Origin of the sequence: Agromyces subbeticus DSM 16689, from assembly GCF_000421565.1 — a bacterium.
Classification (GTDB): domain Bacteria; phylum Actinomycetota; class Actinomycetes; order Actinomycetales; family Microbacteriaceae; genus Agromyces; species Agromyces subbeticus.
On sequence record NZ_ATXG01000001.1, the window covers coordinates 343,972 to 363,776 of the forward strand.

The 19,805-nt window shown below is 67.5% G+C and carries 19 protein-coding genes; 13 read left to right on the forward strand and 6 right to left on the reverse strand.

Annotated elements, in window-relative coordinates:
• The first annotated feature begins 2 nt into the window (after positions 1-2).
• Positions 3-1,052 carry an ABC transporter permease gene (locus H521_RS0101600; RefSeq protein WP_022891279.1) on the forward strand — a complete coding sequence of 350 codons (1,050 nt, stop codon included), beginning with the start codon at positions 3-5 and terminating at the stop codon, positions 1,050-1,052.
• Positions 1,049-2,200: an ABC transporter ATP-binding protein gene (locus H521_RS20850; RefSeq protein ID WP_022891280.1), complete on the forward strand. Its 1,152-nt coding sequence runs from the start codon at positions 1,049-1,051 to the stop codon at positions 2,198-2,200. The genes H521_RS0101600 and H521_RS20850 overlap by 4 nt, the downstream gene beginning before the upstream one ends.
• 9 nt (positions 2,201-2,209) lie before the next feature.
• On the opposite strand, the gene H521_RS0101610 is transcribed toward H521_RS20850, so the two are convergent.
• A complete protein-coding gene (locus H521_RS0101610) occupies positions 2,210-3,220 on the reverse strand; it encodes a LacI family DNA-binding transcriptional regulator (RefSeq protein WP_022891281.1) in 1,011 nt (336 codons plus the stop codon).
• 147 nt (positions 3,221-3,367) lie between these two features.
• Here H521_RS0101610 and H521_RS0101615 point away from each other — a divergent pair, with 147 nt between their 5' ends.
• The 8 genes from H521_RS0101615 to H521_RS20870 all read left to right on the forward strand — a co-directional run bounded on the left by H521_RS0101615 (position 3,368) and on the right by H521_RS20870 (position 13,354).
• Positions 3,368-4,714, forward strand: coding sequence for an ABC transporter substrate-binding protein (locus H521_RS0101615; protein ID WP_022891282.1), 1,347 nt, complete (start codon positions 3,368-3,370; stop codon positions 4,712-4,714).
• Positions 4,711-5,751, forward strand: a complete 1,041-nt coding sequence (locus H521_RS20855) for a carbohydrate ABC transporter permease (RefSeq protein ID WP_084511788.1) — start codon at positions 4,711-4,713, stop codon at positions 5,749-5,751. The genes H521_RS0101615 and H521_RS20855 overlap by 4 nt, the downstream gene beginning before the upstream one ends.
• Positions 5,748-6,641, forward strand: a complete 894-nt coding sequence (locus H521_RS20860) for a carbohydrate ABC transporter permease (RefSeq protein WP_084511791.1) — start codon at positions 5,748-5,750, stop codon at positions 6,639-6,641. Before H521_RS20855 ends, H521_RS20860 begins: the two co-directional genes overlap by 4 nt.
• 29 nt (positions 6,642-6,670) lie before the next feature.
• The gene (locus tag H521_RS0101630; RefSeq protein WP_022891285.1) at positions 6,671-8,314 is read left to right on the forward strand and encodes a GH39 family glycosyl hydrolase; all 1,644 of its coding nucleotides are present in this window, start codon (positions 6,671-6,673) and stop codon (positions 8,312-8,314) included.
• A 68-nt stretch (positions 8,315-8,382) separates the two neighbouring features.
• Positions 8,383-10,161 carry a glycoside hydrolase family 2 protein gene (locus H521_RS20865; RefSeq protein ID WP_051159152.1) on the forward strand — a complete coding sequence of 593 codons (1,779 nt, stop codon included), beginning with the start codon at positions 8,383-8,385 and terminating at the stop codon, positions 10,159-10,161.
• 68 nt (positions 10,162-10,229) lie between these two features.
• Positions 10,230-11,372: a galactonate dehydratase gene (dgoD, locus tag H521_RS0101640; RefSeq protein WP_022891287.1), complete on the forward strand. Its 1,143-nt coding sequence runs from the start codon at positions 10,230-10,232 to the stop codon at positions 11,370-11,372.
• Positions 11,373-11,383: 11 nt separating this feature from the next.
• The gene (locus tag H521_RS0101645) at positions 11,384-12,184 is read left to right on the forward strand and encodes an SDR family NAD(P)-dependent oxidoreductase (protein ID WP_026481771.1); all 801 of its coding nucleotides are present in this window, start codon (positions 11,384-11,386) and stop codon (positions 12,182-12,184) included.
• 261 nt (positions 12,185-12,445) lie between these two features.
• Positions 12,446-13,354: an alpha/beta hydrolase gene (locus H521_RS20870; protein ID WP_169513959.1), complete on the forward strand. Its 909-nt coding sequence runs from the start codon at positions 12,446-12,448 to the stop codon at positions 13,352-13,354.
• Positions 13,355-13,489: 135 nt separating this feature from the next.
• On the opposite strand, the gene H521_RS0101660 is transcribed toward H521_RS20870, so the two are convergent.
• Positions 13,490-13,828, reverse strand: a complete 339-nt coding sequence (locus H521_RS0101660; RefSeq protein WP_022891291.1) for a hypothetical protein — start codon at positions 13,826-13,828, stop codon at positions 13,490-13,492.
• A gap of 82 nt (positions 13,829-13,910) precedes the next feature.
• On the opposite strand from H521_RS0101660, the gene H521_RS20875 reads away from it, so the two are divergent.
• A complete protein-coding gene (locus H521_RS20875; RefSeq protein WP_022891292.1) occupies positions 13,911-15,545 on the forward strand; it encodes a carboxylesterase/lipase family protein in 1,635 nt (544 codons plus the stop codon).
• Here the strand turns inward: H521_RS20875 and H521_RS0101670 are convergent.
• From H521_RS0101670 to H521_RS0101685, 4 genes are all read right to left on the reverse strand, one after another.
• The gene (locus tag H521_RS0101670; protein ID WP_022891293.1) at positions 15,482-15,901 is read right to left on the reverse strand and encodes an ester cyclase; all 420 of its coding nucleotides are present in this window, start codon (positions 15,899-15,901) and stop codon (positions 15,482-15,484) included. The genes H521_RS20875 and H521_RS0101670 overlap by 64 nt on opposite strands.
• On the reverse strand, positions 15,901-16,440 hold the full coding sequence (locus H521_RS24810; protein ID WP_022891294.1) for a cupin domain-containing protein: 540 nt from the start codon (positions 16,438-16,440) through the stop codon (positions 15,901-15,903). The genes H521_RS0101670 and H521_RS24810 overlap by 1 nt, the downstream gene beginning before the upstream one ends.
• Before the next feature lie 55 nt (positions 16,441-16,495).
• The gene (locus tag H521_RS0101680; protein WP_022891295.1) at positions 16,496-17,341 is read right to left on the reverse strand and encodes an HpcH/HpaI aldolase family protein; all 846 of its coding nucleotides are present in this window, start codon (positions 17,339-17,341) and stop codon (positions 16,496-16,498) included.
• 76 nt (positions 17,342-17,417) lie between these two features.
• Complete coding sequence (locus tag H521_RS0101685; RefSeq protein ID WP_022891296.1) at positions 17,418-17,855, reverse strand: GlcG/HbpS family heme-binding protein; 438 nt, start codon at positions 17,853-17,855, stop codon at positions 17,418-17,420.
• Positions 17,856-17,950: 95 nt separating this feature from the next.
• Here H521_RS0101685 and H521_RS24815 point away from each other — a divergent pair, with 95 nt between their 5' ends.
• Positions 17,951-18,712 (forward strand): FadR/GntR family transcriptional regulator, encoded by a 762-nt coding sequence (locus tag H521_RS24815; RefSeq protein ID WP_022891297.1) that lies wholly within the window; start codon positions 17,951-17,953, stop codon positions 18,710-18,712.
• A gap of 92 nt (positions 18,713-18,804) precedes the next feature.
• On the forward strand, positions 18,805-19,800 hold the full coding sequence (locus H521_RS0101695; RefSeq protein ID WP_022891298.1) for an ABC transporter substrate-binding protein: 996 nt from the start codon (positions 18,805-18,807) through the stop codon (positions 19,798-19,800).
• Positions 19,801-19,805 lie beyond the last annotated feature (5 nt).

The following is a 19,805-nucleotide window of genomic DNA, read 5'->3' on the forward strand; positions in this document are numbered from 1 at the left end:
CCATGACGATCGACACCAGCATCGTCGAGGAGAGTGAAGAGCTCGCGAAGCCGTCGCAGACGCCGATGACGGGCGCGGTCGCGGCCAGCGGCCGCGGCGGGTTCGGGCGCCGGCGCGCGGGAGGCAAGCCCCCGAAGTTCCTCTTCATGCGCAACTCGAAGGCCGTCGCCGGCCTCGTGATCCTCGCCTTCTTCCTGCTCATCGCGATCATCGGCCCGTGGATCGCGCCGTACGATCCGAGCGCACGTTCCGCCGACGTCTTGCAGCCGCCGTCGTGGCAGCATCTCTTCGGCACGACCCACCTCGGCCAAGACGTGTTCTCGCAGATCGTCGTCGGCACGCGCGGCGTCATCGTCGTCGGGTTCGTCGCAGGCCTCCTCGCGACCGCGATCGGCGTGATCCTCGGCGTGACGGCGGGCTACATCGGCGGCCTCGGCGATGAGACCCTCTCAGTGCTCGCGAACGTGTTCCTCGTGATCCCGCAGCTGCCGCTCATCATCATCATCGCCGGACAACTGCCCTCGGTCGGTGGCGTGACGGTCGCGGTCGTCATCGCGATCACCGGGTGGGCGTGGGGCGCGCGCGTGCTGCGGGCGCAGACGCTGTCGTTGCGGAAGCGGGACTTCGTCGAGGCGGCGCGCGCCAACGGCGAGAGCACGTGGCGCATCATCACGGCCGAGATCCTGCCGAACCTCACCGCGATCATCGCGTCGGGCTTCGTCGGCACGGTGGCGTTCGCCGTGCTCTCGCTCATCACGCTCTCGTTCATCGGCATCGGCAACACGGGCGAATGGAACTGGGGCACCGTGCTCTACCAGGCGCAGGCGCAGCTCGCGCTGCAGCGCGGCGCGTGGTGGTGGTTCGTGCCGGCGGGCCTCTGCATCGCCCTCCTCGGCATGTCGCTGACGCTCATCAACTTCGGCATCGACGAGTTCGTCAACCCGCGCCTGCGTTCGACCGGGCTGAATGCGAGATCGCTGCGGAAACGCGGCATCCGGCCCCGCATCGGGTTCACGCCCGTGGTGCACGAAGCGAAGGAGGACCGCGCATGACCACCCCCACCCAGTTCGATGCCGCGTCGGATGCCGCGGAGCGCTCGCGTCTCGTGTCGGCATCCGACCCCGTGCTCGAGATCAAGAACCTCTCGGTCGACTACGGCTACGACGACGACCCGGTGCACGTGCTGCGTCAGGTGTCACTCACACTCGGGCGAGGCGAGGTACTCGGCCTCGCGGGCGAGTCGGGGTGCGGCAAGTCGACACTCGCGTACGCCGCGACCCGGTTGCTGCCACCGCCCGGGCTCATCACGGGCGGCGAGGTGCTCTTCACCGACCGTGACGGCACGAAGACCGACATCCTGAAGCTCGACGACCGTGCGCTGCGTGCCTCGCGATGGCAGGACATGGCGATCGTCTTCCAGGGCGCCATGAACTCGCTGAACCCGGTGTTCCGCATCGGCCGCCAGATCGCCGACGGCATTCAGGCGCACCGCCCCGGCATCTCGAGGAAGGAGGCCCTCGAGCGCTCGGCAGAGTTGCTCGAGCTCGTGGGCATCGCGCCCGACCGGCTGCGTTCGTACCCGCATCAGCTCTCGGGCGGCATGCGGCAGCGCGTCATGATCGCGATGGCGCTCGCGCTCGACCCGCAGGTGCTCATCATGGATGAGCCCACGACGGCCCTCGACGTCGTCATGCAACGCCAGATCGTGGAGCAGATCGCCGAGCTGCGCACGCGCCTCGGCTTCTCGGTGATCTTCATCACGCACGACGTGTCGCTGCTCATCGAGATCGCCGACCGCATCGCGATCATGTACGCCGGAGAGATCATCGAGGATGCCGCAGCGCTCGACGTCTACCAGCGGCCACGGCATCCGTACTCGTCGGCGCTGCTGCACTCGTTCCCGCCGCTGCGCGGACCGCGGCGCGAGCTCACCGGCATCCCGGGCTCGCCGCCCGACCTGGCGAAGCTCGGCGGCGGATGTCCCTTCCGCGACCGGTGCGCGTTCGCGTTCGATGCGTGCTCGACGGTGACTCCGGAGCTCGTGCGGCCGGTTGTCGCAGGCGATGACCCTCGGCGCGCTGTCGCATGCCTGCACCACGACCCAGCGGTCGTGCGCGCAATGGGGCAGGAGCCGCCGGCTATTCCTGTGGAGATTTCACGCTCGGCACACGACGCCGAGCGGAACGCGGCGGTGGTGTGATTCCGGTGTTCACTTCTCTTCGGTCGACTCGCGGCGGATGAGGCTGAACGACACGGGGAGTTCCGAGCCGTTGCTCGCCGAGTCGTCGTCGATCGCCGCTTCGAGCCGGGTCACGGCGAGCTCCGCGATCTGACGTTTATCGGGGGAGATCGTCGTCAGGGTGGGAACCGAATAGCGTCCCTCTTCGATGTCGTCGAATCCAACGACGGCGAGATCGGACGGAACCTCGAGCCCGATGTCCCGCGCAGCACGCATCGCGCCCATCGCGAGCAGGTCTGTCGCGCAGAACACCGCATCGGGTGCGAGCCCCGAGTCGAACAGGCGATGCATCGCGTCCGCGCCGTCGGCCCGGTGGTATCCGACGGTGTGAGCGATGAGTCCGGGCTCGAACGGGTGTCCGGCGGATTCGATCGCGTTCCGGTACCCGGCGAGGCGCATCTGCGCCATACGCGAGCTCGGGTCGGGCTGCGCGCCGATGAATGCGATGCGCTGTCGGCCGAGGTCGATGAGGTGTCGTGTGGCGAGCTCCGCCGCGGCCACGTTGTCGATGCCGATGTGCGTCAGCGAGCCGCCTCCGGCGAGCTCGCCGACGAGCACGATCGGCGAATCCGCTCTGCGTTGAGAAATGGTCGACAGATCGGATGACACGGGGCTCAGGATGGACCCGTCGGCGTACTCGGCGAGCTCGCCCTCGATCGCGCGCCGTTCTCGCTCGGGGTCGCCGAGCGTCTGCGTGATGATGACCGCGAGCTGGCGCTCTTCGGCCGCAGTGACGACCCAGCGGGCGAGCTCGGCGAAGTACGAGACATCCAGCTCGGGGATGATCAGTTGAATCGTGCGGGTGCGGCCGGTTCGCAGGCTTCTCGCCGCTCGGCTGGGTGTGTATCCGAGTTCGGCGATCGCGGCGTTCACTCGGGTGATGACGTCAGGCGAAATGTGCGGGTAGCCGTTGATGACATTCGAGACCGTCTTGCGTGACACTCCCGCGATGGAGGCCACGTCGAACTGTGTCACCGGCACGGCGCCCCCTTCGATTCGCTCTGACCACAGGATAGCCGCATCTGCCACGTGGAAGGCACGCGTTCGACAATGTTTGCCACGTGGCCTGCCACGTGGTAAACCTGTGGTTGCACCATCCTGAAACACATCGGATCAAGGGAGATTCACATGAGACGGAACAGACTGGCGGTCGCGGTTTCCGCGTTCGCGGTCGGGTCTGCACTGCTCCTCGCGGGTTGCTCCGCGGGCGGCGAGACCTCGGACGATACGCTGCGCGTCGCGATCTGGGGCGTCAACAGCGACATCGACTCGATCAAGGAAGCCGCGAAGGGCTTCGAGGAGGCCAACCCCGACGTCAAGATCAAGTTCGAGGTCGGCGACTGCGGGCCCGACTACGCCGCCTGCAAGAAGCTCATCGCGGGCAAGAACATGCCCGACGTGCTCGTCGCGGGCAGCTGGAACTACTTCGCCATGGTGCGCGACGGTGTGCTGGCCGACCTGACGCCGACGCTCGACGAAGCGGGAGTGACGACTGCGGACTTCACCCCGACCGTGATCGAGGCGCTCGAGACGAGCGACGGCGATCTCTACGGCCTGCCGATGGGATACAACACCCAGTCGCTCTTCTACAACACCGACATGTTCGCGGCGGCCGGGCTCGCTGAGCCGCCGGCTGACGGGTCGTACACCTACGACGACCTGCGTGACTGGTCGAAGAAGCTCACGCTCGATGCGAACGGCAACAACGCCGAGAGCGCGGAGTTCGACCCCGAGAACATCACGCAATGGGGCTACTACAACCGAGTCGCCCTCTCGAGCGAACCCGGCTACGGCCCCGTGCTCTCCGCGTTCGGCGGTGGTGTGCTCACGGGCGAGGAGCGCAACGAGTGCTCGATCGACTCGCCCGAGAGCATCGAGGCGTTCCAGTACCTGCAGGACCTGATGTGGACCGATCATTCGACGATCACTCCGCAGCTCGAGCAGGAGGAGCCCGGGTACCTGCGGTGGGTGAAGGGTCAAGTGGCCATGCAGCAGGGCTCGCACGAGCAGGTGAACATCGTCGCCGAGCAGAACCCCGAGTTGAACTACAACATGGCGGCGCTGCCGGCAGGCCCGGCCGGCAACGCGACGCTCCTCCAGATTCACATCTGGGGCGTCTACGCGGGATCCGACAAGCAGGATGTCGCGTCGCAGTTCGCGACCTACATGGCGACCGAGGGTTCCGGCAAGCAGATGGGCCTGATCCCGGCCTACCAGGACCGCGCGCTCGGCGAGGACTTCGCCCTCGCTCCGGGTGAGCCGTCGAACGTGGTCGCGGCGCAGATCGATCCGGCATCCTGGCCGCTCACGACCGTCAACGTCGACCCGTCGAACCTCTGGGCCTCGGTCTCGGGGCAAGACGGCTTCGCCCCTGCCATGGAAGACCTGATCAGCGACCGCAAGTCGGCCGAAGAGGCGTTCGGTGGAATCTGCGAGAGCAAGATCGACCCGATCATCGAGGCGTCGCAGCAATGACCGCGGGGAGTAGCCGAGTGGGGCGCACGAGCGTGAACGGACGACGGCCCCGCTGGAGTCCGCTGCGGCGACGCGAAGCGCTCACCGCCTTCGTGTTCGTGGCGCCGGTCGTCATCGGGCTCGTGCTCTTCATGGCTGTGCCGCTCGTCGCCTCGCTCGGCTACTCCTTCACGCACTGGAACCTCATCGCCCCCGCTCCGACCTTCGTCGGGCTCGACAACTGGTTCGCGCTCTTCGAGGATCCGCGCATCGGCGTCGTGATCTGGAACACGGTGAAGTTCATCCTGTTCGGCACGACGAGCTTCCTGTTCTTCTCGCTCATCGCAGCGCTGCTCACCTTCACCCCGCGACGCTTCGTCGGCCTCTACCGTGCGGCGCTGTTCCTGCCCTACGTGCTCTCGCAGATCGCGGTCGGCATCGTATGGCGATGGATGTTCAACTCGCAGACCGGCCCGGTCACCCTCGGCGTCGAGCTGTTCGGCATCCCGAGCCCCGACTGGCTGCTCGATCCTGCGACCGCCATGATCTCGATCGCACTCGTCACGACGTGGCAGGGCATCGGCTACGGCATGACGCTCTACATCGCTGCGTTGAACGGCGTGCCCGAGACGCTGATGGAGGCAGCGCGCATCGACGGCGCTGGGCCGATCCGGCGGTTCTGGAGCATCATCCTGCCGCTGATCTCACCCACGGTCTTCTTCCTCGTCGTGACCTCGATCATCGGCGCCCTGCAACTCTTCGACCCGGTCGTCGCGATGACGTCCGCGAGTTCTGCCGTCGGGGCAGCCGGTGGACCCGACAACTCGACCCGCACGATCGTGCTCTACATGTACAACCAGATGTTCAACCTCAACGAACAGATCTCGGGCATCGGGTACGCCGCGGCGATCGCCTGGATGCTGGCACTCCTCACCTTCGCGATCACCGCGATCCAGTTCCTGCTCGGCCGGCGATTCGTGTACTACGAAGGACTCGCACCGAGCGCACGAACGCGTCGTCGTGATCGAACGAGCACGAAACGGAAGGCAGGCGCATGACCGCCGTCGAAGCCGCACCCAGAACCGCAGAACCTGTTCTCGCCAGAGGGGAACGAGGAGGATCGACCTCGAAGCGCGCCCGCGGTGCCCTGTATCACGCCGTGATGATCGTGATCGTGCTGAGCTACATCTTCCCGGTGGTCTGGGCCGCCTCGATGTCGTTGCGCACGAACGAGCACATGTTCGACGCGGACCAGTTGATCCCCAACCCGATCACGTTCGAGCACTACACGAACCTCTTCACGATCCTCCCGGACTTCTGGCGCTATTTCGGCAACACCGCCGTCATCGTGATCGCGGGTACGGCCGGCACGCTCGTCTCGAGCGCGCTCGCCGGCTATGCGCTCGCCCGGTTCCGGTTTCCGGGCCGGGGGATCCTGCTCTCGGTGCTGCTGCTGACGCTCATGGTGCCCGGTCAGGTCACCTTGATTCCGCAGTACGTGGTCTTCCGAGAGCTCGGCTGGATCGACACTCCACTGCCGATCATCGTTCCGCTGCTGTTCGGCACCGCGATCGCCACGTTCTTCTTCCGCCAGTTCTACCTCACGCTCCCGCGCGAGCTCGAGGACGCGGCATCCGTCGACGGCGCCGGCGCGTTCCGCACCTATTTCCGCGTCATCGTGCCGCTGTCGGGCCCGGCGTTCCTGGCCGTCGGACTGCTCACCTTCGTGCAGCTCTGGAACAGCTTCTACGTGAACTCGATCTACCTCTCGTCGCAGGACAGCTGGGTCGTCACGCAAGCGCTCCAGTCGCTCGTCGGCCGCTACAACAGCCAGTACGGCGAGATCATGGCCGGCGTCACGCTCGTCTCTCTGCCGGTGATCGTGCTCTACCTCATCTTCCAGCGCTGGATCATCCGCGGCATCGCCACCAGCGGTCTCGCCAACTGACGTTCCCCTTCCGACCGAAAGGCCACAGCATGAAGCCCGTTCCCACGACCGCGACGGTCAGCATCGATTTCGATCGACTCGCCGACCACCCGGTCTCGCACGATCGGATCGCACTGTTCAACTCGGGTCTCGTGACGGCGGCCACGTACGACCGCGACCGCGAGTTCTTCAGCCGCACGAAGCCCGAGCATCTCCGCATCGATCTCGGCTGGGGCGCCGAGTGGATGCCCTGGACCCGCGAGGTCGTCACCGTCGACGCTGACGGATCGCGCAGGTTCGACTTCACCGAGACGGACGAGATCGCGCGGTTCCTCAACGAGGAGGGCGTCCGCCCTTACTGGGCGTACTCGTACGTGCCGGAGGCCGCTCGGCCGGCCGGCGCCGACTGGCGCACCATGGCGCCCGACGACGCCGTCTGGGTCGACACGATCCGCGAATACGTCGCCGGGGCCCGCGAGCGCGGGGTCGAGATCGGCTACCACGAGGTGTACAACGAACCCGACCTCCGTGACGAACGCACCGGGGAGCCCGTCTTCTACGCGGGCACGCTCGACGACTACCTGCAGCTCTACCGGGTCACCTCGAAGGCGATCCGCGAGGCGGACCCGACCGCCCGAATCGGCGGGCCCGCGCTCGCGTCGGTGAATGCGAATGCCGACTGGCTCCGGGCGTTTCTCACGGTGGTCGCCGACGAGTCGTTGCCGCTCGACTTCCTCTCGTTCCACCACTACGGCACCTATGGCATCCGCCCGGTGATCGAGACCGTCGTCGGCATCCTCGCCGAGTGCCCGCAATTCGCCGAGGTGGAACTGCACCTGAACGAGTACAACTCCTTCGTCATCGACTATCCGCGAGGCGGGCTCCAAGACGGTCACCTGCTCGCGGGCGCGTTCGCCGCCGATGTCGAGCTGTTCCTCGCGACACCCTCGCTGACTCGGGTGAGCTGGGCGCAGTTCCTCGACAGCGGCAACGACAACTACTCGGGAATGGTCGACATCGAGGGCCGAGCGAAGCCGCTCTTCCTGGCGTACGAGTTCTTCCAGCGGATGCCAGTGGAGCGCAACCTCGTGACGGTCGACGGGCCCGACGGGGTGGGTGCGATCGCATCGAGCGACGGCGACCGGCGATCGGTGCTGCTCTGGAATCGTTCGAGCGGCGACCTCGACGTCACCCTCGCTACGAGCAGCGCGGATGCCGCGCCTCGCGCCGTCATCCTCGACGGCCGCGACGACACCGGAGAGCATGCGCTCGCCGCGGCTCGGGTCGGCAACGATGGCATTTCTTGGTCGGTCCCGCTCGCGCGGGGTGCGACGGCCATGATCCGGTGGGGTGCCGACGCGCCCGCGAACGACGGCCGGCGACGGGTGCTGCGCTCACGCGCAGCGATCTCCGATCGATCGAGCGACGCGTGGGTCGATGTCGATGAGCGCTCGGCGACCATCCGGTTCGGCACCGCTTCCGAGCCCGCGGCGGTGCTCCGGGCCGGCATCGATCTCGTCGGGGCGGCGTCACCCGTCGTGTCGAGCGAGGTGCGCCTGGCCGATGGAACGCCCGCCGCGGGCGACGTGACCGTCGAGCTCAGCCGGAGCGGCGAGGTGCAGACCCTGTGGGCGACCCTGAGCGGGGCACCCGCCAACGCCTTCGCCACGGTTCGCATCTCGCTCGAGGCGTGAACGTGCACGAGACCGACCTCCGGATGCGCCGGGCTCCGATCCTCTCCGACCATCGAACAGGGAATTCCATGCACCACGACTCCACCATCGACACGACATCGCTTCATCCCAGGCCGCAGTTCGCGCGCGACCGGTGGATCGACCTCAACGGGCGATGGGATGTCGCTTTCGGCGAGGAGCCGGGTGCGCGATTCATCATGGGGCTGACGGCAGTCGCGCCGTCGGACCGCACGATCGAAGTGCCCTTCCCGCCGGAATCGGAACGCTCGGGAATCGGCGAAGACGGCCACACGGTCATCTGGTACCGCCGCGAATGGGATGCCGCGCGCCCGGCCCCGGGCAAACGGGTGCTGCTGCACTTCGAGGGCGTCGACCACGAAGCGGATGTCTGGATCAACGGCGTGCACGTCACGTCCCACGTCGGCGGACAGACCGGGTTCCACGTCGATATCACGGACGCGCTCGCCGACGCCGGGCGCCAGGTGATCGCCGTGCGGGCGATCGACAGCACCTCGCTCGAGCAGCCGCGGGGCAAGCAGGACTGGGAGCCGGAGCCGCACGTCATCTGGTACCGGCGCACGAGCGGCATCTGGCGGCCGGTCTGGGCGGAGGTCGTCGACGCCGTGCACGTCGAATCAATCGCGTGGATACCCGGCGAGTTGCCCGGAGCGCTCTCGTTCGACGCCCGGATCGTGGGAGCCGATCGAGCAGCGGCGGCCGAACTCGAGCTGGCCTTCGACGTTCCGGGCGGTGAACGGTTCCGCGTCGCGTGCTCGGTCGTCGATGGCCGAGCCGCCGGCGCCATCACTCTCAGCGACCCACGGCTCGACGCCGAACCCGACCGACTGCGCTGGTCGCCGGAACGGCCCACCCTCATCGACGTCGACGTGGTGCTTCGCACAGACGGGGTCGTCACCGACGAGGTTCGGTCGTACGTGGGACTGCGAACGGTCGCCACCGACGACCACGCGTTCCTGTTGAACGGGCGGCCCTACTTTCTGCGCCTCGTGCTCGAGCAGGCCTATTGGCCCGAGTCGCATCTGGCTGCGCCATCCGACGACGCGATCCGACGAGAGGTCGAGCTCATCAAGGCCCTCGGCTTCAACGGCCTTCGGATGCATCAGGTGACCCCCGACCCCCGATTCCTGTACTGGTGCGACCGGCTCGGCCTGCTCGTCTGGGAGGACGCCGCCGCAGCGTACCGATACTCGGAGCGCGCCCTGAGTCGAACGACGACGGAGTGGATGGAGATCGTGCATCGCGACCGCAGTCACCCCAGTGTCGTCGCGTGGGTCGCTTTCAACGAGAGCTGGGGCGTGCCCGACCTCGACTCGAGCCAGACCCAGCGCCATGCGGTCACCGCGCTCTACCACCTCATCAAGGCGCTCGATCCTTCACGTCCGGTCATCGGCAACGACGGCTGGGAGTTCGTGGCGGGCGACCTCCTCGGCATCCACGACTACACGCAGGACCCGGCGGTGCTCGCCGAGCGCTACGGCAGCCGAGCCGCGACGAACGACACCATCGCCGTCGGCCGGCCGGGTGGCCGACGGCTCGCCGTGGCTGGTTCGGCGGCTCAGCACCTGCCGGTCGTGCTCTCCGAGTTCGGCGGCGCCACGCTGAGCGCCGAGCAGAGCTGGGAAGGCTACGGCTCGGTCGGTGACAGTGAGGCCCTGCTCGAACGGATCGCCGGACTGATCGGCGCGCTCAACGCCGACGGCCTTGCGGGGTACTGCTACACCCAGCTGACCGACACGGTGCAGGAGGCGAACGGCATCCTCACCGAGGATCGCACGCCGAAGGTGGATGTCGAGGCGTTCAGCAACATCCTGCGGGGAACCGCGTAACCCCGGCGAACCCGTGCCCGCGACATCCGCTCGACCGACTGCAGACTCGACCGACTGGAGAACTCACGATGAAGATCGCACGCATGGAGACCTTCCAGGTTCCGCCGCGGTGGCTGCTGCTCCGCATCGAGACCGATGATGGCGTCGTAGGGTGGGGCGAACCCGTCGTGGAAGGTCGCGCCGGGGCGGTCGAAGCCGCCATCGGGGAGCTCGCCGACTACCTGATCGGTCGCGACCCGCTGCGCATCGAAGACCACTGGCAGGTGCTCACCAAGGGCGGCTTCTATCGCGGCGGACCGGTGCTCTCGAGTGCCGTCGCGGGCATCGACCAAGCGCTGTGGGACATCGCGGGCAAGGCTCGCTCGCTGCCGGTGTACGACCTGCTCGGCGGACCGGTGCGCGAGCGAGTGCGGATCTACGGCTGGATCGGCGGTGACCGGCCCGACGAGCTCGCCGACCACGCCCGCCGGCAGATCGACGGCGGGCTGACCGCCGTCAAGATGAACGGCTCAGGTGAACTCACCGCCATCGACACCCCCGCCCGCACCCGCGACATCGTGCAACGGGTCGAAGCGGTGCGCGTGGCGGTCGGCGACGATCACGACATCGCGCTCGACTTCCACGGACGGTTCACGCCGGCGATGTCCCGACGGGTGCTGCCCCTGCTCGAGCCGTACCTGCCGCTGTTCGTCGAGGAGCCGGTCGTTCCCGAACTCACGCGCGACATCGGCCGCATCGCGGCGTCGACGAGCATCCCGATCGCGCTCGGCGAGCGGCTGTTCTCCCGGTGGGACTTCCGCGACGCGCTGCAGGCCGGTATCGCGGTCGCACAGCCCGACCTGTCGCACGCCGGCGGCATCTCCGAGGTGCGCCGCATCGCCGCAGCCGCCGAGACCTACGGGGTCAGCGTGGCGCCGCACTGCCCGTTGGGGCCGATCTCGCTGGCGGCGAGCCTGCAGATCGACGTCGCCATTCCGAACTTCCTGATCCAGGAGCAGTCGCTCGGCATTCACTACAACGAGAGTTCGGATCTGCTCGACTATCTCGTCGACACGAGCGTGCTCGAACTCCGAGACGGGCACATCGACCGGCCGACGGGGCCGGGGCTCGGCATCGAGGTCGATGAGGCGCTCGTACGCCGTGTGGCGAAGGAGCATCGTTGGAGGTCGCCGATCTGGCGGCATCCCGACGGTTCGTTGGCCGAGTGGTGACCGTGGCGACCGTGACCGGCCCGGATCGCGACCCCGGCGCCGGACGGCTGGCCGGGCGGGTGCTCGCGGTCACCGGGGGAGCCCAGGGCATCGGCCGTGCGATCGCCGAGATTGCACTTCGGGAGGGTGCCAGGGTCGCCATCCTCGATCGAGACCGGATCCGTGGCGAGGCGGCCGCCGCGGAACTGCGCGACCACCCAGCCGTCGCACCGCCGGCCTTCATCGGGGTCGACGTCACCGACGAGGTGGCCGTTGAGCGCGCGTTCGGTGACGTCGCGCGCACATTCGGACCGGTGGACGCGCTCGTCAACAATGCCGGGAAGAACGCCGACTTCGACCCGGTGACCATGACCAGCGACGAGTGGGACGACGTGTTCTCGCTCGACCTCAAGGCGGCGTGGCTCTGCTCGAAGTACGCGCTGCCGGCAATGATCGAGCGCGGGCACGGCTCGATCGTCAACATCGCCTCACTGCACGCGACGCTCACGATCGAGGGCATGTTTCCGTACGCCGCGGCGAAATCGGGTCTCGTCGGACTCACGCGGAGCCTCGCCCTCGAGGTGGGACCGAAGGGCATCAGGGTGAATGCCGTGAGTCCCGGCTACACACGCACGCCGCCGGTTCGCGAGGCGTTCTCGCGGCCGGGGATGTCGGCGAAGTACAACCGCATCTCCGACGCGCACGCGCTCCGACGCATCGCCGAGCCGGCCGAGGTCGCCGAGGTCGTGGTCTTCCTCGCGTCGGACGCGGCATCGTTCGTCACCGGTGCCAACTGGGCGGTCGACGGCGGTCTTGGGGCCCGTTTCGCGTGAACTCCGCTCGGTCGCGCGGTGCATTCCGAGCGAAGCTCGTTGTTCCTCGGTTCACGGTCCCGGCTACGAGGAGTGCTCCTGCCTAGTGTTCGGGCCGTGCTCGCGTGCGGGGTTCGAAGCGGTCGATGATCGCCTGCACGGTCGCTTCGACGTATCCGCGTTCCAGCGGGGCCACGCCAGGAACGAAGAGCAGGGCGGCGACTCGCCGCTGCATCGGGGGCGCCCGGTGACGTGTCGCGGACGAGCGCTATGGTCGTCGATATGGCCGACGTGACTCCGCACCTGGTAGCGGGCGAGGACCTGCCGTTCCCGCTCGCCGCCCAGCAGCGATGGGACGGGCCGGAAGCAGTCTCGCCTGTGGAGCTCGCGGATGGCGCCCGTCAGTGGGCCGATCTCGCCTACGCCCGGCTCGGCGGATTCCGTCCGCTTCGGCTCGACCTCACGGTGCCGCCGGGCGCCGATCCGACGTCGCCGGTTCCCGTCGTGGTCTACGTCCATGGCGGCGGATTCGTACACGGGAGCCACCATGGCCCGATGTTCGGCATCGCAGAGGCGCTCGTCGCGCAGGGTATCGCCGTGGCATCCGTGCAGTACCGGCTGATCGGCGAATCGCAGTTCCCGGGGCCGTTGCATGACGTCGTTTCGGCAGTTCGCTGGGTTCGCGGTGTCGGCCGGGAATTCGGGCTCGACCCAGACCGTGTCGGCATCATGGGCGAATCGGCCGGCGGTCACCTCGCCACCTTCGCCGGGCTGCACACCGGCGACCTGCAGCTGGAGGGCGTCGTTGGCGTCGTGGGACCCGAGCCCGTCGTACGGGCTGCGGTCGGGTGGTACCCCGTCACCGACTTCGGCCGCTTCGATGGTGAGCCGTTTCCCGTAGCATCGCCTTCGGCCGGCACCGAATCGCCGACGGCCGAGGAACTGGCGCGCTGGGCGAGCCCCGTCACGCATGTGACCGCACGCGCGGCGCCCATGCTGCTCATCCACGGCGACACGGACCTCGAGGTCGATCACGGCCACAGTGAGGCGCTCGCCGCCTTGCTCACCGATTCGGGGGTGAGCGTCGAGCTCGTGATCGTTCCGGGCGCCGGTCACGTCTTCGCCGGTGCGGATCCTGCCCCGATCGTGGCTCGCACGGTCGAGTGGTTGGCCGACAAGCTCTCGGCCTGATACCGGGACGCTACCGCGTCCAGTCGTTGCTGTGGTCGAGGGCGAACTGTCTCGCTGAGGATGGCCGCGACCTTCTTGTAGCCCCTTCAAGTACTGCCTATCGCGGCCAGTCAGTCCGGCAAGTCCGTGCGAACTTCAACCCACCGAGAGCATCCAAATCAGGGCTGCGGCATTCGCGATCGCCGTCGCCGCCGGCCCGACGGTCTTGAGGTGATCTCGGATGGTGACGCCGACTGCGGCATCGGCAGCCTGGACAAGCATCATGGTCACCGCCATCGCAGCGGTGAATGGAACGGATGCCGTGAATACCGAGGCCAGTGCGCCGACGGCGAGCGCCGCGCTACGCGCGAGCGCGTAGCGCGAGGCTGTCAGTTCGCCGCCCTTCGTCCCGCGGACCCCTGCGACGGAGTAGCCGAGACTTACCAGGGCGCTCACGGCGGTGATGGCGGCACAGACCCAGAATGCGATCGACATGCGGCCATACTACGACCGCTCCTCCTAGACACCAAGTCACTTGTTGTATATTCTGGTGCGCACCGGAGTCGAAGGAGAATCTGTGTCTGTCATCACCACGAGCCACGGCCGCATTCGCGGCAGTGAGGAAGCGGGCGGCGTGCTCCGCTTCGCCGGGATCCCGTTCGCCGCGCCCCCCGTCGGCGAACTGCGGTGGAGGCCGCCGCAGCCACCGGAGCCGTGGGAGGGCGTGCGCGACGCATCGCGGTTCGGCAACACCGCGATTCAGACGATCGACACGAAGATGATCGACTTCCGTAGCGAGGTCAGCGAGGACTGCCTCTACCTGAACGTGTGGACGACCACGACGGATGCCTCTGCGAAGCAGCCGGTCATGTTCTGGATCCACGGGGGCGGCTTCCTGAACGGCACGTCCTCGGCCGACGCCTACGACGGTGCCGCGCTCGCCGAGGCCGGCGTAACCGTGGTCTCCGTGAACTACCGGCTCGGGGCATTCGGGTTCTTCAATCACGACGAGTCGGGCACGAACTTTGGGTTGCTCGACTGGATCGCCGGTCTCGAGTGGGTCAGGGCCAATGCCGCGAACTTCGGCGGCGACCCCGACAATGTGCTCATCTTCGGCCAGTCGGCGGGTGCTGCGGCCGTTCGCGCGCTGATGCACGCGCCGGCAGCGCGCGGCCTGTTCCACCGAGCGATCATCATGAGCGCCGGCTACGACGAGTACGCCCACGTGAGCACCCCGTCGTTCGAGCGCACCCGCATTGCGACCGACGGGCTGCTCGCGCGCCTCGGTGCGGCATCCGTCGACGAGGCGCGGCTCGCTGACGCTGAGCAAGTACGAGTGGCCTCCCTCGCCGAGTCGGGCATCTTCCCGCCCGAGGGCCAGTTGCACACGCCGGCGAACCTGGTCTGGTACCCCGCCGTCGATGGGGCCACCATGGTCGACGGTTTCGGCGGTTGGCCCCACGACGTCCCGGTCATGATCGGGGTCACCGATCACGAGGCGAGACTCTTCGTGCAGCCGAACGGCGTCTATGCGCACCCCGAGATCGACCCGGCCGTCGCCTACACGCCCGACGTGCTCGACGCGATGGCCGTTCGGCTCGCCGGCGATAGAGCCGAAGCTGTTGTCGACGCCTACAGCGAAAACGGCGCGACCCCGTACGAGGCGATCGCCGACCTCATCTCCGAGGCGGTCTGGTTCGAGCCGCTGCTCGCCACGCTCGACCATTTCGCCCGCGACGGGCGCACCGCGTACGCCTACCGGTTCACGCGGGTCTCACCTGGCAATCGAGAGTCGGGCATGCTGTCGTACCACAGTTCCGAGGTTCCCTATGTGCTCGGCAATCTCGTCGAGGGCGACAAGTACGAGCGAGCGGATGTCGCGGTCAGCCGCAGCGCGCAAGGCGCATGGGTGTCCTTCGCCCGCGGGGGTACCCCGCTCCGGCCGGATGGCACGCCCTGGAGTGCCTACCGCGTCGAGGAGCCGGTCGGCGAGGTGATCGACGTCCAGAGCGCCGCGCGGCCACTCGTCAAGAGCCGAGTCGGCTCCCTCATCGCCGAGCTCCGTACCGGCGTGCTCGTCACGACTGATCACCGCACGATGAAGGGCGCCCACCGAGGTGGGCGCCCTTCATCATGCGGACTGTGCCGTCAGCCGTCGCGCAGCTGCGCCAGGAGGCCGAACAGGTCGGCGTTGGCCCAGTGCTCGACGTAGCGGCCATCGCGAAGGATGATGATGTCGATGACACCGAACTGCACGCGTCGACCGGTGGCGGGCACGCCGAGGAACGCACCGCGATGGGTGCCGGTGTACGACTTGCGGGTGACCACCTGGTCGCCTTCGGCGAGCTGGTCGTGCACGGTGACCTCGAGATCGGGGAACGCCGAACGAAGTACCGTCGTGAACCACGCGTACGCGCCGTCTCGGTCCGGGGCAGCGCCGGGGTTCGCCGAATGGTTCACGAACCCATCGGCGATCGTCGCCTCGAACACCGCGTCGTCGTGACCCTGGATGAACTCCTCGTTGAAGCGCCGAACGATCGCCTTGTTGCGCTCCTCGATCGCGCCCATCAGTGCCCGACCTTCGGCACGGCGTCGACCATGACGCCCGAAAGCAACGCGGGCTTGTCGCTGCGATTGCTCCACGCGTGGTTGGTGCCGCGAATCACGACGGTGTCGCCCGGGGTCATGAGCACCTCGTCGACGTCGGTGACGAGGTAGATCTCGCCCATGACGCACGTGATGACGTCGAGCGTGTTCGTGCGGTGCATGCTCGGATGCCGCTTGAGGTCCGCCTCGCTCGGCATCACGGTCTGCTTGATCTCGGTGCTGAGCTTGGTGAGCTGAGCGACGTGCTCGGCCGTGTCCGCCGGGTCGGGCGGGATCTCGAGGCTGCGAAACAGCATGCCGCCGGGAAGCGGCTCCCGCGTCGTGATCATGAGCGAGCGGTCGCCCTCGATCGAGTTGTCGGCCGGGGTCTCCTCGGTGCCCCAGACGGTGCACCGCCAGAAGTAGCCGGGATTCTCCTGCACGTTCGTCTGCTCGGTGTCGAGCACGGCCGAGCGGCCTTCTGCATCGGGTCCGACGACGTATCGCTTCCAACGTGACATGCACATGCTCCTTCGCTGATGTGAGTGGTGAGGTGCTGATGCCGGGGGAGCGGGCTCAGTGCCCGGGGAACCCGGACATCGGTGGTTCCGCGCGTGAGAATTCGGTGCCCTGAACGGCTTCGTGCACGAGATTCACGGTCTGTTCGGCGACCCGGCGGAATGCCATGATGTCGAGGCCCAGGCAGAAGACGTCGACGCCCGCATCGATCGCCGCACGGCAGGCATCGACCGATGGTTCGAGGACAGGACCACCGATGACGAGCACGCCGTGTCGCTTGGCCGCCTCGACGACGCGGCGCTGCGCGGCTTGCACCTTGGGGCTCTTCATCATGAGCGTGCCCTCGCCGATCGCGTAGGCGTAGTCGCCCTGGCCGAATGTCACCATGTGCACATCGGGCATCGCGCAGATCTCGTCGATGTTCTCGACGGCGTCGGGATGCTCGATCAGCGGGATCACGATGTTCGTCGCGTTGTTGCGCTCGGCCGTCTCGACGAAATCGCGGAAGGAGTACCGAGCCTGACGCGTCGCAGGGCAGATGCCGCGCTGGCCGAGCGGTGGGAAGTACGCCGCGTCGAGAGCGACCTGTACGTCCGCGGCGTTTCTGACCATGGGGACGAACACTCCGGCTGCACCGGCTTCGAGGGCCCGGTGGATCGACACTTCGTCGTCGAAAGTCGGCACCCGCACGAAGGACGTGAGTCCGACGCCGTCGGCCGCGCGGATGAGCGGCTCGACACCGCGGGGATCGATGCCGCAGTGCTCGGAGTCGAGCATCACGAAGTCGAAACCGGTGAGGCCGAGCACCTCGACGAGGGCGGGATCGCCGGTGAAGCACTGCATGCCAAGTGGAATCTGCCCACTCGCCGCCTGGCGCACGATCGGATTGGCTGAAGTCGTCATCGAGCTTCCTTTCTGAGAAGGCCACTCTAGACGTCATTCACCAAGTCAACAAGAGACTTGTTGAATTGAGGGAACTTCAGTGTGCGTCCGATCCGGGATCCGCCGCCAAGTCGATCGCCTCGATCCCGGCGATCGCGCACGCCTCGTCTTCATCGGGCTGGTGCCCGCTGACGCCGACCGCGCCGACGATCATGCCGGCATCGTCGCGCACGAGGACCCCGCCCGGCACCGGAACGAGCTCGCCGGCCGCGAGGGCCACGAGCGAGTTGACGAACTGCGGATGCGTCGTGGCGCGTGCAGCGAGCGCTCGGGACCCGACTCCCATGTTCAGCGCTCCGCGCGCCTTGCCGCGCGCGATCTTCTCCCGGAGCAGGCTCGATCCGTCCTCCTTGCGGAAGGCGACCAGCTCGCCGTCGGCGCCGAGCACCGCCACGGTCATCGGCGGAAGCGCGTGGTCCCTCGCGTACCCGAGTGACGCCTCTACGATGGTGCGAGCCTGGCTGGATGTGATCATGGTCGTTCCCTTCGCTGGATGCGTGCGACGTAGACTACAAGTCACCAAGTGTTTCTGTCATCTGAGCACGACGAACGAGAATCGGGGGCCGCTTCATGACGTCGGACTTCACCGCGGGCGGATTTCGCAGGGAACGCACGAGCGCGGCCGATCAGGTGCTCGCTGATCTGAGAACGAAGATCCTCTCCGGCGAGCTCGCCAAGGGCTCCCGTCTGCCGTCGGAGCGCGAGCTGTCGGCGTACTACGACGTGAGTGGCCCCACGGTTCGCGAGGCGATCCGCGCACTCAGCGCCATGAGCCTCGTCGATGTGCGTCACGGGTCGGGCAGCTACGTCGTCGCAGAGTCGTCCGCGCTCATGCACTCCGCGATGACCGCGGTCGTCGAACTCGAGAGCATCGATCTCGTGTCGATCCTCGACCTCTCGGAGACGCTCTATCAGCAAGTCGTCTCGCTCGCGGTCGAGGTCGCGAGCGATGATGAGCTTGCCGCCTTCCGAGAGTCGATGGAGGCGGTGCAGCGCAACAGCGACGGACCGACCCTGCCCGAGCCGCTCCGCGACTTCCTGCTCGCGCTCGTCGCGCTCTCGCACAATCGACTGCTGACTGCCATGTCGAGCTATCTCATCGAGACGCAGATTGCCATCGTTCGCACTTCGACGTCGAGCGAGCCTGATCTGGCTCGGCGTGTCGCCGGCAACCTGCAGGCGCAGCGTGCGGCGATCGTCGACGCGCTCGAGGCGCGGGATCGCGACGCGGCGAGCGCCGCCATCGAGGAGTACATGGCGCGCGGCCGTGAGCTCGTGCGCAAGAACAAGCTGGCACGAAAGGATCTGGTGCTCCAGCGCGAACGAGCCTGACGGTCGGTGCCAAAGTCACCAAGACACCTTGACACTTGGACAACTACCTCCTTAGAGTGAGGACCTCAGCGTCCCAGTACAAGGAGGTACTCATGGCACTACGCACGAAGCGGGCCGTCGTCACCGCCCTCGCCGTCCTCGCCATCGTCGCGATGCTCGCCGCCTGCAGTGGTGGGGCCGGAGGCGTGGACTCTGCGCCGACCGCCTCCGCGGGGGAGATCGAGACGATCAAGGTGGGTCTTCCCACGAACGCCAACGGCCTCGCCGGAATGCTCGCCCGCGACGAGTTCGCCGCCGGCGAAGGCCTCGAGATCGAGATGGTCGAGGTGAACTCCGGTGCCGAGGCGATTCCGATGCTGCTCAACGGCGGCCTCGACATCACGCTCGGCGACGGCATCGGCACGCTCACAGCCTCGAGCAACGGCGTGCCCCTCTCGGTCTTCGGCATCAACTCCGAGGCACCCGAAGACCCCGACCTCGACTCCACGGCTGTCGTCGCATCCGATGACAGTTTCACCATGACGAACCTCGACGGCACGACGTTCGCCGTCAGCCAGCTGGGCGGCGCAGCCGAACTCGCCTCGAAGGCGGCGATCGATGAGGCCGGCGGTGACTCCTCGAAGGTCTCGTTCGTCGAACTCGACCCAGCGCAGGCGGTTCCAGCGCTGAAGTCCGGTCAGATCCAGGCGGCGCTGCTGACGGAGCCCTTCACCACGGTGGCCGAGCAGGCGGGTCTGCCGGTACTCGACCGACCCGCGGCATCTGGAACCCCCGGCATGCCCGCGACGCTCTGGGTGACGAGCCTTCCGTACGCATCGGAGCACGCCGACATCCTGACCAGGTTCGTCGCCGCCGTGCAGCAGGCGAACGACGAGATCAACTCCGACCCCGACGCGGCCCGGGCATATGCCAAGACCGTGCTCGAGGGCGACCCCGCCGCGCTCGACGTGATCCGCTTCCCGTATTTCGCGGCGGATGTCGCGGACACGAGCGGGCTCGCCGACTACCTCGACCTCGCAAACAGCTACGACACCTTCGCCAAGCAGCCCGACCTCGACAAGCTGCTCTCGGTGCAGGTCGACGACTAGCCGGA